The sequence below is a fragment of the Streptomyces sp. CO7 genome (assembly GCF_053474865.1).
On record NZ_JBRIOU010000003.1, the window covers coordinates 344434 to 359877 of the forward strand.

Sequence of the window (15444 nt, forward strand, 5' to 3'; positions counted from 1 at the left end):
CCCCCAAGGAGGAGACCCCGGCTCCGGCCGCCCCGGCCCCCGAGCCGGTGGCCGAGCAGCGTCCGGCCGCCACCCCGGTGACGCCGGTCGTCCCCCCGCTCCCGCAGTCCCGCAGCTACCCGGACAGCATGGCCGAGGAGCTCGACGTCCCGGACTTCCTGAAGTGACACTCCCGAAGTGATAGATCAGCGCGAGAGCGTCAGCGGCGCGCACTTCGCCTTCACCGACAGGTGGGGCGGGGTGAGCGCCGCTCCGTATGAGGAGCTCAACCTCGGCGGCGCGGTCGGCGACGACCCGGCCGCCGTCCTGGCCAACCGTGGCCGGGCCGCCCGCTCCCTGGGCCTGGACCCCGGCCGGGTGGTCTGGATGAACCAGGTGCACGGCGCCGACGTGGCCGAGGTCGACGGGCCCTGGGGCGAGGACGCGGACATCCCGTCGGTCGACGCCCTGGTCACCGCCCGCCCGGGCCTGGCGCCGGCGGTCCTCACCGCCGACTGCGTGCCCGTCCTGCTCGCCGACCCGGTGGCCGGCGTCGTCGCCGCGGCGCACGCCGGGCGGCCGGGCATGGTGGCCGGCGTCGTCCCGGCGGCGGTCGAGGCGATGACGAAGCTGGGCGCCGACCCCTCCCGGATCGTGGCCCGCACCGGGCCGTCGGTGTGCGGACGGTGCTACGAGGTGCCGGAGCGGATGCGCGAGGAGGTCGCCGCCGCCGAACCGGCCGCGTACGCCGAGACCTCCTGGGGCACGCCCGCGGTCGACGTGGCCGCCGGGGTGCACGCGCAGCTGGCGCGCCTGGGGGTGCGTGACGCCGGGCGGTCCCCGGTGTGCACCATGGAGTCGCGTGATCATTTCTCGTACCGCCGCGACCGGACCACCGGCCGGCTCGCCGGGTACGTCTGGCTGGACTGAAGAGGCATGACGGAAAGCGGAACGACAGAGCGCGGCGAGGAACTCGCGGCGAACCTGGCCCGGGTGAAGGCCCGGATCGCCGAGGCGTGCGACGCTGCGGGGCGGGCACCTGACGAGGTGACCCTGATCGTGGTCACCAAGACGTATCCGGCGAGCGACGTGCGGATCCTGGCGGAGCTCGGGGTCCGGCAGGTGGCCGAGAACCGGGACCAGGACGCCGCCCCGAAGGCGGCGGCCTGCGCCGATCTGCCCCTTTCCTGGCACTTCGTCGGTCAGCTGCAGACCAACAAGGTCCGTTCTGTGGCCGGTTATGCCGACATGGTGCAATCCGTCGACCGTGCCCGGCTCGTCACCGCCCTCTCCAAGGAGGCGGTGCGCGGCGGCCGGGAGATCGGCTGCCTGATCCAGGTCGCGCTGGACGCCGAGGAGAAGGAGCGCGGGGAACGCGGTGGCGTGGCGCCCGGCGGGGTCGAGGAACTGGCCGCGCTGATCGCCTCGTCGGAGGGTCTTCGGCTCGGCGGACTGATGACCGTCGCGCCGCTCACCGGACCATATGCGGGGCGTCAACGGGCCGCGTTCGACAGACTGATGGATTTGTCGACTGCCCTGCGCCGAGCCCATCCGGCTGCAACCATGGTGTCGGCAGGGATGAGTGCGGACCTGGAAGAAGCTGTGGCCGCCGGAGCGACACACGTACGCGTCGGCAGTGCGGTGCTCGGTGTCCGTCCCAGGCTCGGGTAACGTCGCCAAGAGTCGGACCACAACAGAAAATATGGTCTTTACCGCCGAATGGCGGGCAGAACGACCTCGTGGATCGCGGGGACGTGGCAGTCGTCAGCCGATCCACCACAGAGCGGAGGACTCAGAGCATGGCCGGCGCGATGCGCAAGATGGCGGTCTACCTCGGCCTCGTGGAGGACGATGGGTACGACGGCCGGGGTTTCGACCCCGACGACGACTTCGAACCGGAGCTCGATCCCGAGCCGGAGCGTGACCGTCACCGACACGAATCAGTACACACGTCGCACAGTTCACACTCGTCCCATGGTTCGCACCAGCCCCAAAGGGAAGAATCGGTGCGAGTGGTGCAGCCCCCGGCACCGCGCGAACCGGCTCCGGTGACCGTCGCCCCCGCGGCGGAGACCAGCCGGCCGGCGCGGATCGCCCCCGTGGCGTCCATCACACAGGAACGTCAGAGTCTGGAGAAGAGCGCGCCGGTGGTCATGCCCAAGGTCGTGTCGGAGCGGGAGCCCTACCGGATCACCACTCTTCACCCGCGGACCTACAACGAAGCCCGTACCATCGGGGAACACTTCCGTGAGGGCACGCCGGTGATCATGAATCTGACTGAGATGGATGACACAGACGCGAAGCGACTTGTCGACTTTGCGGCCGGTTTGGTGTTTGGTCTTCACGGCAGCATCGAGCGGGTGACGCAGAAGGTGTTCCTCCTGTCTCCTGCTAACGTCGATGTCACGGCGGAGGACAAGGCCCGCATCGCAGAGGGCGGGTTCTTCAACCAGAGCTGAGACATATCGGGTGACGCAGGACACAGGGGAGAGGGAAGCAGCAAATCATGAGCGTGTTCTGGGACGTGGTCTACATCGCGCTGATGTGCTTCCTCCTTGTGCTGATCTTCCGGCTGGTCATGGACTACGTGTTCCAGTTCGCCCGCTCGTGGCAGCCCGGAAGGGCGATGGTGGTCGTTCTGGAGGCCACCTACACTGTCACCGATCCACCGCTCAAGCTTCTGCGGCGGTTCATCCCGCCGTTGCGTCTCGGGGGCGTGGCGCTCGATCTGTCCTTCTTCGTACTGATGATCATCGTCTACATCCTGATCTCCGTCGTGAGCCGGCTGTGAGCGCGATGTGAATGACGTTCCTGCCGAAAGCCGACGACTACGTTGAGGTGAAGAGATGCCGTTGAGCCCCGAGGACGTGCGGAACAAGCAGTTCACGACCGTCCGCCTCAGGGAAGGCTACGACGAAGACGAGGTCGATGCCTTCCTCGATGAGGTCGAAGCCGAACTGACCCGACTGCTCCGGGAGAACGAGGACCTGCGCGCCAAGCTGGCCGCGGCGACCCGTGCCGCCGCGCAGAACCAGCAGGGCATGCGCAAGGGTCCCGACGGACCCGGCGGCCCGCAGGGCCCCGGCGGCCCCCAGGACCAGGGTCAGGGCATGCGCGGTCCCGGTGGACCTGTGCCCGCCGGGATATCAGGACCCCCGCAGCAGCACGGCGGCCCCATGGGTGGCCCGCCGCAGCTGCCGAGCGGTGCCCCGCAGCTTCCCGCCGGCCCGGGCGGTGGCCCTCAGGGCCACGGCGGTCCCCAGGGTCACGGCGGTCCCCAGGGCCACGGCGGCCCTCAGGGCCCCGGCGGACACGGTCCGCAGGGTCCCGGCCCGATGGGCCAGGGCGGCCCGGGTCCGATGGGTCAGGGTGGCCCCGGTCCCATGGGTCAGCCGATGCACGGCCCCGGTCCGATGGGCGGCCCCATGGGCGGTCCCGGCGGCCCGATGGGCGGCCCCGGTCAGGGTCCCGGTGGCGACAGCGCCGCGCGCGTCCTGTCGCTGGCCCAGCAGACCGCCGACCAGGCGATCGCCGAGGCCCGTTCCGAGGCCAACAAGATCGTCGGCGAGGCCCGCAGCCGCGCCGAGGGTCTCGAGCGTGACGCCCGTGCCAAGGCCGACGCGCTGGAGCGGGACGCGCAGGAGAAGCACCGCGTCGCGATGGGCTCCCTGGAGTCCGCCCGCGCCACGCTGGAGCGCAAGGTCGAGGACCTGCGCGGCTTCGAGCGCGAGTACCGCACGCGGCTGAAGTCCTACCTGGAGTCGCAGCTGCGTCAGCTGGAGTCCCAGGCGGACGACACGCTGGCCCCGCCGCGGACGCCGGCTCCGACGGGCGCCCCGTCGCTGCCGCCTCCGCCGCCGGCCCCGTCCATGGCTCCGGCCGGTGCCGGGTCCGCGTTCGGCGGCGGTCCGATGAACGGTGGTCCGGGTCCGTCCTCCGCCTTCGGCGGTGGTCCGGGCAACGGGCAGCCGCAGATGTCGCCGGCCATGACGCAGCCGATGGCGCCGGTGCGGCCGCAGGGTCCCGGCCCGATGGGCCAGGCTCCCTCGCCGATGCGTGGGTTCCTGATCGACGAGGACGACAACTGACGGCCCGCGCTTAGCGGTACGCCTGTCGTCGGCGTTCGGTAGGGCGGTGCCCCGAACCTCAGGGTTCGGGGCACCGCCCTTTTGCCGTGCGGATGCTCGACCCGTGCGGAGCGAACCGTTGCGCGAGTCGTGACCGCCCTGCGCCCGCCCGTGCCGCCCCCTGGGCGGCCCAGCCGCCCGCAGGGTGTGCCGTGCATCCTGCGGGCAGTCGTGCCGCTGGGGCGGCACGGGTGGGCGCAGGCCCGCACGTTCCCGCGTGACGGTTCGCTCAGCAGGGCCTGGGTGCAGTGAGGCCCAGCCCCCCGTTGCGGGGAACCGGGCCTCGGTACAGCGGGGGGTTACGCCTTGCGGAGGCGGAAGGTGAGGGACAGGCCCTCGTCGGTGAAGTCCGCGCCGAAGGTGTCGTCGGCCTCACCCTGGGCGAAGTCCGTGGCGAGGACCTCGTCGGAGACCAGCCCCGCGTGCGCGGTGAGCGCCTCGACGACCGCGGCGTCCGCGGAGGTCCACCGCAGCGCGATGCGGTCCGCGACGTCCAGGCCGCTGTTCTTGCGGGCCTCCTGGATCAGCCGGATCGCGTCACGGGCGAGGCCCGCCCGCCGCAGCTCCTCGGTGATCTCCAGGTCCAGGGCGACCGTCGCGCCGGAGTCGGAGGCGACCGACCAGCCCTCGCGCGGGGTCTCCGTCACGATGACCTCCTCGGGGGCGAGGGTGACCGTCTCGCCCTCGACCTCCACCGAGGCGGAACCCGTCTCGCGCAGCGAGGCGGACAGCGCCGCCGCGTCCGCCGCGGCGATCGCCTTGGCGACCTCCTGCACCCGCTTGCCGAAACGCTTGCCGAGCGCGCGGAAGTTGGCCTTCACCGTGGTGTCGACCAGCGAGCCGCCCACCTCGGAGAGCGAGGCCAGCGCGGCCACGTTGAGCTCCTCGGTGATCTGCGCCCGCATCTCCTCGCCGAGCCGCTCGAAGCCGGAGACCGCGACCAGCGCCCGCGAGAGCGGCTGACGGGTCTTGACCCCCGACTCGGCGCGCGTGGCGCGGCCCAGCTCGACCAGGCGGCGCACCAGCGTCATCTGCTGCGACAGCTCGGCGTCCACCGCGTCCAGGTCGGCCTCGGGCCAGGCGGACAGGTGGACCGACTCCGGGGCGTCCGGGACCACCGGGACGACCAGGTCCTGCCAGACCCGCTCGGTGATGAACGGGGTGAGCGGGGCCATCAGCTGGGTGACCGTCACCACCGCGTCGTGCAGGGTCCGCAGCGCGGCCTTGTCGCCCTGCCAGAACCGGCGGCGGGAGCGGCGGACGTACCAGTTGGACAGGTCGTCCACGAAGGCGGAGAGCAGCTTGCCGGCCCGCTGGGTGTCGTAGGACTCCAGCGCCTTCGTCACGCCGTCGGTGAGCGCGTGCAGCTCGGAGAGCAGCCAGCGGTCCAGGATCGGCCGCTCGGCCGGCGCCGGGTCCGCCGCGCTCGGCGCCCAGCCCGCGGTGCGGGCGTACAGGGCCTGGAAGGCGACGGTGTTCCAGTAGGTGAGGAGCGTCTTGCGGACGACCTCCTGGATGGTGCCGTGGCCGACCCGGCGGGCCGCCCAGGGGGAGCCTCCGGCCGCCATGAACCAGCGCACCGCGTCGGCGCCGTGCTGGTCCATCAGCGGGATCGGCTGGAGGATGTTGCCCAGGTGCTTGGACATCTTGCGGCCGTCCTCGGCGAGGATGTGGCCCAGGCAGACCACGTTCTCGTAGGACGACTTGTCGAAGACCAGCGTGCCGACCGCCATCAGCGTGTAGAACCAGCCGCGGGTCTGGTCGATCGCCTCGGAGATGAACTGCGCCGGGTAGCGGCTCTCGAACAGCTCCTTGTTCTTGTACGGGTAGCCGTACTGGGCGAACGGCATGGAGCCCGAGTCGTACCAGGCGTCGATGACCTCGGGGACGCGGACCGCGGTGTGCGCGCAGCCTTCCTCGGGGCAGGCGAAGGTGACGTCGTCGATGTACGGGCGGTGCGGGTCGAGGCCCGACTGGTCGGCGCCGGTGAGCCCGGAGAGCTCGTCGCGGGAGCCGACACAGGTCAGGTGGCCCTCCTCGCAGCGCCAGATGGGCAGCGGGGTGCCCCAGTAGCGGGAGCGGGAGAGCGCCCAGTCGATGTTGTTGTTCAGCCAGTCGCCGAAGCGGCCGTGCTTGACGCTGGAGGGGAACCAGTTGGTCTTCTCGTTCTCCTCGATCAGCCGGTCCTTGACCGCCGTGGTGCGGATGTACCAGGACGGCTGCGCGTAGTAGAGGAGCGCGGTGTGGCAGCGCCAGCAGTGCGGGTAGCTGTGCTCGTAGGGCAGGTGCAGGAAGAGCAGCCCGCGCTCCTGCAGGTCCGCGGTCAGCGCCTCGTCGGCCTTCTTGAAGAAGACGCCGCCGACCAGCGGGAGGTCCTCCTCGAAGGTGCCGTCGGGGCGGACCGGGTTGACCACCGGCATGCCGTAGCCGCGGCAGACCTTGAGGTCGTCCTCACCGAACGCGGGGGACTGGTGGACCAGACCCGTGCCGTCCTCGGTGGTCACGTACTCGGCGTTGACCACGTAGTGGGCCTCGGACCCGGCCGGGAACTCCACCAGGTCGAAGGGACGCCGGTAGGTCCAGCGCTCCATCTCGGCGCCGGTGAAGCTCTCGCCGGTGGTCTCCCAGCCCTCGCCGAGGGCCTTGGCGACCAGCGGCTCGGCGACGACCAGCTTCTCGCTGCCGTCGGTGGCGACCACGTAGGTCACCTCGGGGTGGGCGGCGACCGCAGTGTTGGAGACCAGCGTCCACGGGGTGGTCGTCCACACCAGCAGGGAGGCCTGGCCGGCCAGCGGGCCGGAGGTCAGCGGGAAGCGGACGTAGACGGAGGGGTCGACGACCGTCTCGTAGCCCTGGGCCAGCTCGTGGTCGGACAGGCCGGTGCCGCAGCGGGGGCACCAGGGGGCGACCCGGTGGTCCTGGACCAGGTGGCCCTTCTTGAAGATCTCCTTCAGCGACCACCAGACCGAGTCGACGTACTCCGGGTCCATGGTGCGGTACGCGTCGTCGAGGTCGACCCAGTAGCCCATGCGGGTCGTCAGCTCGGTGAAGGCGTCGGTGTGACGGGTGACCGACTCCCGGCACTTCGCGTTGAACGCGGCGATGCCGTAGTTCTCGATGTCCTTCTTGCCGGTGAAGCCGAGCTCCTTCTCCACCGCGAGCTCCACGGGCAGGCCGTGGCAGTCCCAGCCCGCCTTGCGGGCCACGTGGTAGCCGCGCATCGTGCGGAAGCGGGGGAAGACGTCCTTGAAGACGCGGGCCTCGATGTGGTGGGCGCCGGGCATGCCGTTCGCGGTGGGCGGGCCCTCGTAGAACACCCACTCCGGGCGGCCCTCGGACTGCTCCAGCGACTTGGCGAAGATCTTCTGGTCCTGCCAGAAGTCGAGCACGGCGTGCTCGAGCGCGGGCAGGTCGACCTGTGCGGGAACCTGGCGGTACGTCGGCGCTGTCATCAGCGGCTTCCTCCAACGGACGTTGCTGCCTTCCGTCGGAGGGACGAGAGCCGTGCGCCGTCGGCGCGGTCCCGCGGTACCACCCTCCTTGGCCGCCGGTGCGTGCTCGCGCGCGCCCGGTGACCCCCTCATTCGGGTCACGACTGCCGGGTCTACCGGCCCGCGCCCCCGCGTCCTGCCTTTGGGTGCTCCGGGCGTTCTTCCGGCGGCTCCGGGGTGATCTTCACGTCGTGCTCGCCCCCGGGCTCCCACCGTCCCCGGGTCGCTCTGGGCTGCGGGCGACGCTACTCGTCCCATCCACGCCTTGTCGCTGCGGCCAGTGTAAGGGGCGACAGCGGGTGACGGTGACGGCATTTCCCCGGGCCCCGGGAGCCTGCGCCGGCCTGGGCACCCGTTCGGCCCCCGTGCCGCGCATACCGGGGCCGCAGATGGGCACAACGCATGCAGCGGCGAGCCCCGTTGCCGCTGGTGCCGGGCCGATCTATGGTCCCAGCACGATGCGCGAGCAGGATCACAGCACGTGAGGGGCCGCGGGCGACTGAACCGCGGCAGGGCGGGAAGAAGGGGGCCGCCGCGCGAGCGGCGGCCCGACCGAGCGGGTCGGGCAGCGTGGTGCGGCGTCGGCCGCGCCCGGGACGAGAGGCAGGGGCGTGACCAACGGGAAGAGTGCGGCCACGGCGGCGGCGGTGGCGAAGGTCCGGGTGGAGCCGGGAGACCTGGCGGTCCGCCCCGGCGAGGACCCGTGGACCCGGGAAGAGGTCGAGGAGGCCCGCTCGGAACTCGAGGGCGAGGCCGCGAGACTTCGCGAGGAGATCGCCTCGGCGGAGCGCGCCCTGGCCCGGCTGATGCGCGACTCCGGCGACGGGGCCGGCGACGACCAGGCCGACACCGGAGCGAAGAACATCACCCGCGAGCACGAACTGGCGCTGGCGTCGGCGGCCAACGAGACGCTGACCCAGACCGAGCACGCCCTGGAGCGACTGGACGCCGGCGCCTACGGCCGCTGCGAGAGCTGCGGAAACGCCATCGGCAAGGCCCGCATGCAGGCCTTCCCGCGCGCCACCCTGTGCGTCGAGTGCAAGCAGAAGCAGGAGAGGAGGCACTGACCACAGCGGTCGCCGCGGCCGTGCCGTACGCTCTCCTTCCAGTCAGGTAACCAGGCCGAAGGACTCACGTGGCAGAGGCGGAGCGCATCATCGGTACGCCGGAGACTCCGGACGAGGCGGCAGCCCCGGAGGAGAACGAGGAGCGGCAGCCCGCGCGGGGCAAGCGGCGCATCACCGCGCTCGTCCTCGTCGCCGTACTGGCGTACGTCCTCGACCTGGTCAGCAAGCTGATCGTGGTGGCCGAGCTGGAGCCGGGGAACCGCTCCGTCGAGCTGCTCGGCGAGTGGCTGCGCCTGGACGTGATCCGCAACCCGGGCGCCGCCTTCGGCTTCGGCGAGGCGTTCACCGTCATCTTCACGGTGATCGCGGCCGCCGTGATCGTGGTGATCTTCCGTCTCGCCCGCAAGCTCTACAGCGCGCCCTGGGCGGTGGCCCTCGGCCTGCTGCTGGGCGGCGCGCTGGGCAACCTCACCGACCGTATCTTCCGCTCGCCGGGCGTCTTCGAGGGCGCGGTGGTCGACTTCGTCGCGCCCAAGCACTTCGCGGTGTTCAACCTGGCGGACGCGGCGATCGTCTGCGGCGGCATCCTGATCGTGCTGCTCTCCTTCAAGGGCCTGGACCCGGACGGCACGGTCCACAAGGACTGACGCGACACGGCGGCGGCCTCTCCCCGGGGAGCGGCCGCACCCGGCCGCGCGCCGCGCCGTGTCACCCGTCCGGCATACTCGACGGGTGAGCACGATTCCCGAGATCCGAACCCTGCCCGTGCCGGACGGCCTGGAGGGCGAGCGCGTCGACGCCGCCATCTCCCGGATGTTCGGCTTCTCCCGTACCAAGGCGGCCGAGCTGGCCGCGTCGGGCAAGGTGCTGGTCGACGGGGTGGTCGTCGGCAAGTCCGAGCGCGTCTCCGGCGGCGCCTGGCTCGAGGTGGAGATGCCCCAGGCCCCCGCCCCCGTGCAGGTGGTCGCCGAGCCCGTCGAGGGCATGGAGATCGTGCACGACGACGACGACATCGTCGTGATCGTCAAGCCGGTCGGCGTGGCCGCGCACCCCTCGCCCGGCTGGACCGGCCCCACCGTGATCGGCGGCCTGGCCGCGGCCGGCTACCGCATCTCGACCTCCGGCGCCGCCGAGCGCCAGGGCATCGTGCACCGCCTGGACGTCGGCACCTCGGGCCTGATGGTCGTCGCCAAGTCCGAGCACGCGTACACCTCGCTCAAGCGCCAGTTCAAGGAGCGCACGGTCGACAAGCGCTACCACACCCTGGTGCAGGGCCACCCGGACCCGACCAGCGGCACCATCGACGCGCCCGTCGGCCGCCACCCCAGCAGCGACTGGAAGTGGGCGGTCACCGCCGAGGGCAAGCCGTCGGTCACCCACTACGACCTCATCGAGGCCTTCCGCGCGGCGTCCCTGCTGGACGTCAAGCTGGAGACCGGCCGCACCCACCAGATCCGCGTGCACATGTCGGCCCACCGGCACCCCTGCGTCGGCGACCTCACCTACGGGGCGGACCCGACGCTGGCCAAGCGGCTCGGCCTGACCCGGCAGTGGCTGCACGCCGTGCGCCTCGGCCTGGAGCACCCCGGCACCGGCGAGTGGGTCGAGTTCGCCAGCGACTACCCGCAGGACCTGGGCCAGGCCCTCGACAAGGTGCGTGAGGAGACCTACGCGTGAGCGCCCCCACCGCGCCGTCCGTCGTGGTCCGGGTCGTCGAGGACCCGGCCGGGCGTGAGGCCTGCTTCCGGGTCCGCAGGCAGGTCTTCGTCGTCGAGCAGGGCGTCCCCGAGGACATCGAGTACGACGCGCTGGACGCCCACGCCGTGCACGTGCTGGCCGTCCGCGAGGAGGACGGCGCCCCGCTGGGCACCGGCCGGCTGCTGTACGGCGAGGTGGCCGCGAAGAAGACCGGCGGGGACCCGTCGGTCGGCTCGCTGGGCCGGCTCGCGGTGCTGCCGGAGGCCCGCGGCCTCGGCGTCGGCGTGGCGCTGGTGCGGGGCATCGAGGACGCGGCGCGCGAGCGCGGGCTCGGCGTCGTCGACCTCGGGGCGCAGGTGCACGCCCTGGGCTTCTACGAACGGCTCGGCTACCGGGCCTACGGCCCGGTCTTCGACGACGCCGGCATCCCGCACCGGTCGATGCGGCGCGGTCTGTAGCCCGTCCGGACCGCCCGGGGGCGGCCCTCGGAGCCCGGTTCACTTGTCGAGCCGGGGCTTCGGCATGCCCTCGCGCGCGACACGGGCCGCCTGCCCGTTCTGCTCGGCGGTGGGCAGCGGCAGGTTCATCGGCGTCTCGGGCGTCGCCGTGACGATGCGCGGCAGCGCGTAGGGGTGCTCGGCCACCAGCCAGCGCAGCATCTCCTCGCGGACGGTGACCCGGACCGTCCAGATGTCGTCCGCGTCCTTGGCGGTGACCAGCGCCCGGACCTCCATGGTGGTCGGCGTGGTGTCGGTGACCTGCACGCCGTGGGCGCGGCCGTCCCAGGCGGAGCAGTGGCGCAGGATGTCGCGGAGCTTGTCGCGCATCGCCTCCACCGGGGCCCGGTGGTCCAGGTGCCAGTAGACGACGCCGGTCATCTGACTGCCGCCGCGCGACCAGTTCTCGAACGGCTTGGACGTGAAGTACGACACCGGCATGGTGAAGCTGCGCTCGTCCCAGGTGCGCACCGTCAGGAAGGTCAGGGTGATCTCCTCGACGGTGCCCCACTCGCCCTCGACCACCACCGTGTCGCCGATGCGGACCATGTCGCCGAAGGCGATCTGCAGCCCGGCGAAGACGTTGCTCAGGGTGGACTGCGCGGCCACGCCGGCGACGATGCCGAGAACTCCGGCGGAGGCCAGCAGCGAGGTGCCGGCCGCGCGCATCGCGGGGAAGGTGAGCAGCATCGCGGCGACGGCGACCACACCGACGATCGCGGTGACCACCCGCATGATCAGCTCGACCTGGGTGCGCACCCGGCGCACCCGCGCCGGATCGCGGTGGACCCTGGCGTACCGGTCGTAGGTCGCCTCCACGATCGCCGCGGCGATCCGGATCAGCAGCCAGGCGGTGGCCCCGATGAGGACCAGGGTGATGGCGCGGCCGATCAGCACCCGGTACGAGCCGCCGATCTGCGCCTCGTCGTAGGTGGCGCGCAGCAGGGCGACGCACAGGGCGATCTGGTACGGGATGCGAGCACGCCTCAGCAGACCCCAGGCAGGGGTCTCCGGGTGACGCTCGTCGGCCTTGCGGAGCAGCAGGTCCGTGGCCCACCCGATGACGAGGGTGAGGAGGACCGAGCCGCCGATGACGATGAGCGGGCGCATGACGTTCTCCATTCGGCGCGCTTATCCCGGACCGGGAGGAGCCGAACGCGAAGGTCGTGTGAGCATTGACTCATGAACGTGATGCTCTTCCACTCGACCTACGGCCTGCGCCCCGCCGTCCACGAGGCGGCCGACCGGCTGCGCGCGGCGGGCCACCAGGTGTGGACCCCGGACCTCTTCGGAGGAAGGGTCTTCGACACGGTCGAGGAGGGCATGGACCACCACGCCGCGATCGGCGCGGACGAACTGCTGAAGCGGGCGGTGCTGGCGGCGGCGCCCTACTCGGAGCGCGGGCTGGTGTACGCCGGCTTCTCGCTGGGCGCGGCCACCGCGCAGACCCTGGCGCTGGGCGACGACAATGCACGCGGTCTGCTGCTCCTGCACGGCACCTCGGACCTCGCGGCGAACACCGCGGTGGACGACCTGCCGGTGCAGCTCCACGTGGCGGAGCCCGATCCGTTCGAGACGGACGACTGGCTGAGCTCCTGGTACCTGCAGATGCGCCGGGCCGGCGCGGACGTGGAGATCTACCGGTATCCCGGGGCCGGTCATCTCTACACCGACCCCGGTCTTCCGGACCACGACGCCGAGGCGGCCGAGGCCACCTGGAGGGTGGCGCTCGGCTTCCTCGACGCGCTCTAGCTCTTGCTCAGCCGGCAGGTCAGCCCGCGCGGTAGGCGGTCCAGGCCTGCTGCATGCGGGTCACCTGGCCGGCGGTGAACTGGTACATGCAGGAGTCGTACGTGTAGTCCATGAAGTTGTGGATCGGGTCGGCGCCGGCGGTCTTGGCGCAGGTGTCACGACCGGTCGGGCACTCGTAGGCCGGGCTGGCCTCGGGGGCTGTGTCGGCGACGTAGTCACCGTTGCCGTTGCAGCCACCCTGGAAGGTGTGGTACAGGCCCAGCCAGTGGCCGACCTCGTGGGTGGCGGTGTCGCCCTGGTTGTAGTTGGCCGCGGTGCCGCCCGGCAGCGACTCGTCCAGGAGGACGACGCCGTCCTGCGAGCCGATGTTCGAGGTCGGGAAGGTCGCCCAGCCCAGCAGGCCGCCGCTCAGGTTGGCCGAGTAGATGTTGAGGGCGTTCTTGCCGCCCTTGCGGAGGGCCGTCTTCATGGCCTTCTCGGCGGAGGAGCCACTGGCCAGGTTGTACCAGGAGGCGTTGTTCGTGTAGTCGACCGACGCCAGCGAGAAGGAGAAGCCGGTGGCGACGTTGCCCGTGCCCTGGCCGGCGTAGGCGTTGTTCAGCACGCTGATCTGGTTGTTGATCTCGGTGGACGTCAGGTTGCCCTTGGTCCCGTCGGTGATGACGTGGAAGTACACCGGGATGGTCGCGGAGACCGCGGCGGCCGAGGGCGCCGTCTTCTTGTTGGCGAGCGCCTTCTCCAGGTCGGCCTGCATGGCCTTGGCCTGCGCCGCGGTGACCTCGCTCGGGTCGGCGTGGCCGTGCTCGTGACCCTTCGCCTTGCGGGCCGCGGAGCCCGCGGTGTCCTCGCAGTGGTCGGCGGTGGCGACCTTGGCGGCGGGGGCCGCGGCCAGCGTCGTGGGGGCGGAGACCGGGGCGAGGGCGAGAGATCCGGCCACGGCGGCGACACCGATGAGGCGACGGCGCATCTGGGGGGATATCCGGGCGAACGCACGCATGATGAGCTCCTTGCTCGTGCGGAGGGACGGGGCGCGCGCAGGGATCTACCTGGCCGCTGCCCGGACATTACGTGGACATGGCGAGACGGCGAGAGTGCGGATCCGGCCTGATGGGGCGGGGCGCAGACCGGGGCAATCGGGCACGCCGGACGCCGCCGTCCCCCGCGGAACGGGACGGCGGCGTGACGTGGAGCGCACGCGGGCGGCCCAAGTGTCCGGATTGGTTCGCTGACGACGGGCGGCCGGTACGGACCTGTCATCCGCCCGTAACCGAAGGCGTCCTTCGTCAGGAGTGGCCGAAAACCGCCTCTTGCGTGTTACGCGCGTCGACTACACGGGGTCATAGGTCCGCTCCGCCTTCTGCGTGCCGCTGAGCGTGCGGTAGGAACGCACCCAGTGGGAGGTGGCGGCCGGATCGGCGCGGTCGGAGACGCGGTAGTAGTCCATCTGCGCCCGCTCGGGCGTCACCGAGAACACGCCGTAGCCGTGCTGGTCGGTGTCGACGAACTTCACGTGGCGGTTCATGGCGCGGATGGCCGGGGAGGCGACCGCCGTGATCGTCCCCTCCGCCACGCCCACGTAGTCGTTGAGGTTGTCCGAGGTCACCGAGGTGACGACGAACTCGGTGGCCGCCGAGGCGCTCAGCGGGTAGGTGGTGGCGTTCACCGGCACGTCGGTCGCGAAGGCCATGTGGACATCGCCGGTCAGGAAGACCGTGTTGCGGATGCCGCCGGTGCGCAGGTGGGAGATGAGCTCCTTGCGGTCGTCGGTGTAGCCGTCCCACTGGTCCACGCTGATGGCCAGGTCCGGCAGGCCCAGCAGCTCGCCGAGCGGCTCGCGGACGAACTCCGGCAGCTGCGCCACCGAGAACGGCGCGATCATGACGGAGTTGCCCACCAGCCGCCAGGTGGTGTCCGAGGCGGAGAGGCCGGATTTCAGCCAGTCCATCTGGGCGCGGCCGGTGAGGGTGCGGTCCGGGTCGTCCACCGAGCCGCCCGCCGAGGAGACCTGCTGGGAGCGGAAGCTGCGCAGGTCCAGCAGCGAGAGGTCGGCCAGCCTGCCGAAGCGCAGCCGGCGGTAGGTGGTGCCGGCGATCGCGGGACGGACCGGCATCCACTCGAAGTAGGCCTGTTTCGCGGCCGCCCGGCGGGCCGCCCAGGTCCCCTCGGCGCCCTCGGTGTGGTTCTCGGCGCCGCCGGACCAGGTGTCGTTGGCGATCTCGTGGTCGTCCCAGATGGCGACGCAGGAGGCACTCGCGTGCAGCGCCTGGAGGTCCTGGTCCGTCTTGTACCGGGCGTGGCGCATCCGGTAGTCGGCGAGGGTGAGGATCTCGTGCTCGGGCCGGTGCGGGCGGACCACCCCGCCGTAGGCGTAGGCGCCGCTGGCGTACTCGTAGATGTAGTCGCCCAGGTGCAGCCAGGCGTCCAGGTCGCCGCGGCCGGCCAGGTGCCGGTACGGCGAGAAGTGGCCCGACTCGTAGTTGGCGCAGGAGACCACGCCGAAGCGCAGGCCGGTCACCGCGGCGTCGGCGGCGGGCGCGGTGCGGGTGCGGGCGACGGGGGAGTGGACGCCGCCGGCGGTGAAGCGGAAGAAGTAGTCGGTGGCCGGGCGCAGACCGCGCACGTCGGCCTTCACGGTGTGGTCGGAGGTGGCGGTGGCGGTGACCGTGCCGCGGGCCACCACGCCGGACAGGGCCCGGTCGGTGGCGATCACCCACTCCACCGGGGTGTCCTCCCCGGTCCCGGACCCCGGCGTCGCCTCGGGCGAGGGGGTGACCCGCGTCCACAGCAGGACGCCGTCGGGCAGCGGGTCGCCGGAGGCCACGCCGTGCAGGAA

At 71.7% G+C, this 15444-nt stretch carries 14 protein-coding genes and 1 pseudogene; 11 read left to right on the forward strand and 4 right to left on the reverse strand.

Annotated features, from left to right (window positions below; genetic code table 11):
- From ACOV8S_RS11475 to ACOV8S_RS11500, 6 genes and pseudogenes are all read left to right on the forward strand, one after another.
- Positions 1–167, forward strand: a pseudogene (locus tag ACOV8S_RS11475) (cell division protein FtsZ); the annotation flags it as partial.
- 10 nt (positions 168–177) lie between these two features.
- Positions 178–909, forward strand: a complete 732-nt coding sequence (pgeF, locus tag ACOV8S_RS11480; protein WP_448317677.1) for a peptidoglycan editing factor PgeF — start codon at positions 178–180, stop codon at positions 907–909.
- Positions 910–915: 6 nt separating this feature from the next.
- Entirely contained in the window at positions 916–1650 is a 735-nt protein-coding gene (locus tag ACOV8S_RS11485; protein ID WP_448317678.1) for a YggS family pyridoxal phosphate-dependent enzyme, read from the forward strand.
- Positions 1651–1778: 128 nt separating this feature from the next.
- Positions 1779–2438 carry a cell division protein SepF gene (locus ACOV8S_RS11490; RefSeq protein WP_108953861.1) on the forward strand — a complete coding sequence of 220 codons (660 nt, stop codon included), beginning with the start codon at positions 1779–1781 and terminating at the stop codon, positions 2436–2438.
- 47 nt (positions 2439–2485) lie between these two features.
- Positions 2486–2770 (forward strand): YggT family protein, encoded by a 285-nt coding sequence (locus tag ACOV8S_RS11495; RefSeq protein ID WP_108953862.1) that lies wholly within the window; start codon positions 2486–2488, stop codon positions 2768–2770.
- A 55-nt stretch (positions 2771–2825) separates the two neighbouring features.
- Positions 2826–4067, forward strand: coding sequence for a DivIVA domain-containing protein (locus tag ACOV8S_RS11500; protein WP_448317679.1), 1242 nt, complete (start codon positions 2826–2828; stop codon positions 4065–4067).
- A 338-nt stretch (positions 4068–4405) separates the two neighbouring features.
- Here the strand turns inward: ACOV8S_RS11500 and ileS are convergent, their stop codons facing one another.
- A complete protein-coding gene (ileS, locus tag ACOV8S_RS11505) occupies positions 4406–7558 on the reverse strand; it encodes an isoleucine--tRNA ligase (RefSeq protein ID WP_448317680.1) in 3153 nt (1050 codons plus the stop codon).
- Between the two features lie 650 nt (positions 7559–8208).
- On the opposite strand from ileS, the gene ACOV8S_RS11510 reads away from it, so the two are divergent.
- The 4 genes from ACOV8S_RS11510 to ACOV8S_RS11525 all read left to right on the forward strand — a co-directional run bounded on the left by ACOV8S_RS11510 (position 8209) and on the right by ACOV8S_RS11525 (position 10820).
- Complete coding sequence (locus ACOV8S_RS11510) at positions 8209–8664, forward strand: TraR/DksA family transcriptional regulator (protein WP_448317681.1); 456 nt, start codon at positions 8209–8211, stop codon at positions 8662–8664.
- Positions 8665–8732: 68 nt separating this feature from the next.
- Positions 8733–9311 (forward strand): signal peptidase II, encoded by a 579-nt coding sequence (lspA, locus tag ACOV8S_RS11515; protein ID WP_448317682.1) that lies wholly within the window; start codon positions 8733–8735, stop codon positions 9309–9311.
- 85 nt (positions 9312–9396) lie between these two features.
- Positions 9397–10341 carry an RluA family pseudouridine synthase gene (locus tag ACOV8S_RS11520; protein ID WP_448317683.1) on the forward strand — a complete coding sequence of 315 codons (945 nt, stop codon included), beginning with the start codon at positions 9397–9399 and terminating at the stop codon, positions 10339–10341.
- A complete protein-coding gene (locus ACOV8S_RS11525) occupies positions 10338–10820 on the forward strand; it encodes a GNAT family N-acetyltransferase (protein WP_448317685.1) in 483 nt (160 codons plus the stop codon). Before ACOV8S_RS11520 ends, ACOV8S_RS11525 begins: the two co-directional genes overlap by 4 nt.
- A 39-nt stretch (positions 10821–10859) precedes the next feature.
- On the opposite strand, the gene ACOV8S_RS11530 is transcribed toward ACOV8S_RS11525, so the two are convergent.
- Entirely contained in the window at positions 10860–11981 is a 1122-nt protein-coding gene (locus ACOV8S_RS11530) for a mechanosensitive ion channel family protein (RefSeq protein WP_448317687.1), read from the reverse strand.
- Positions 11982–12041: 60 nt separating this feature from the next.
- Between ACOV8S_RS11530 and ACOV8S_RS11535 the strand changes: the two genes are divergently transcribed.
- Positions 12042–12611 carry a dienelactone hydrolase family protein gene (locus ACOV8S_RS11535; RefSeq protein WP_448317688.1) on the forward strand — a complete coding sequence of 190 codons (570 nt, stop codon included), beginning with the start codon at positions 12042–12044 and terminating at the stop codon, positions 12609–12611.
- A 19-nt stretch (positions 12612–12630) separates the two neighbouring features.
- On the opposite strand, the gene ACOV8S_RS11540 is transcribed toward ACOV8S_RS11535, so the two are convergent.
- Positions 12631–13608: a zinc metalloprotease gene (locus tag ACOV8S_RS11540; RefSeq protein ID WP_448317689.1), complete on the reverse strand. Its 978-nt coding sequence runs from the start codon at positions 13606–13608 to the stop codon at positions 12631–12633.
- Between the two features lie 330 nt (positions 13609–13938).
- On the reverse strand, positions 13939–15444 hold a 1506-nt coding region (locus ACOV8S_RS11545), incomplete at its 5' end, for an alkaline phosphatase D family protein (protein ID WP_448317691.1).

Coding starts and splice junctions, on each gene's coding strand:
- ACOV8S_RS11500 (WP_448317679.1), top strand. CDS start 2,826: ATGCCGTTGAGCCCCGAGGACGTGCGGAACAAGCAGTTCACGACCGTC.
- ACOV8S_RS11530 (WP_448317687.1), bottom strand. CDS start 11,981: ATGGAGAACGTCATGCGCCCGCTCATCGTCATCGGCGGCTCGGTCCTC.
- ACOV8S_RS11540 (WP_448317689.1), bottom strand. CDS start 13,608: ATGCGTGCGTTCGCCCGGATATCCCCCCAGATGCGCCGTCGCCTCATC.
- ACOV8S_RS11495 (WP_108953862.1), top strand. CDS start 2,486: ATGAGCGTGTTCTGGGACGTGGTCTACATCGCGCTGATGTGCTTCCTC.
- ACOV8S_RS11490 (WP_108953861.1), top strand. CDS start 1,779: ATGGCCGGCGCGATGCGCAAGATGGCGGTCTACCTCGGCCTCGTGGAG.
- ileS (WP_448317680.1), bottom strand. CDS start 7,558: ATGACAGCGCCGACGTACCGCCAGGTTCCCGCACAGGTCGACCTGCCC.
- ACOV8S_RS11535 (WP_448317688.1), top strand. CDS start 12,042: ATGAACGTGATGCTCTTCCACTCGACCTACGGCCTGCGCCCCGCCGTC.
- ACOV8S_RS11485 (WP_448317678.1), top strand. CDS start 916: ATGACGGAAAGCGGAACGACAGAGCGCGGCGAGGAACTCGCGGCGAAC.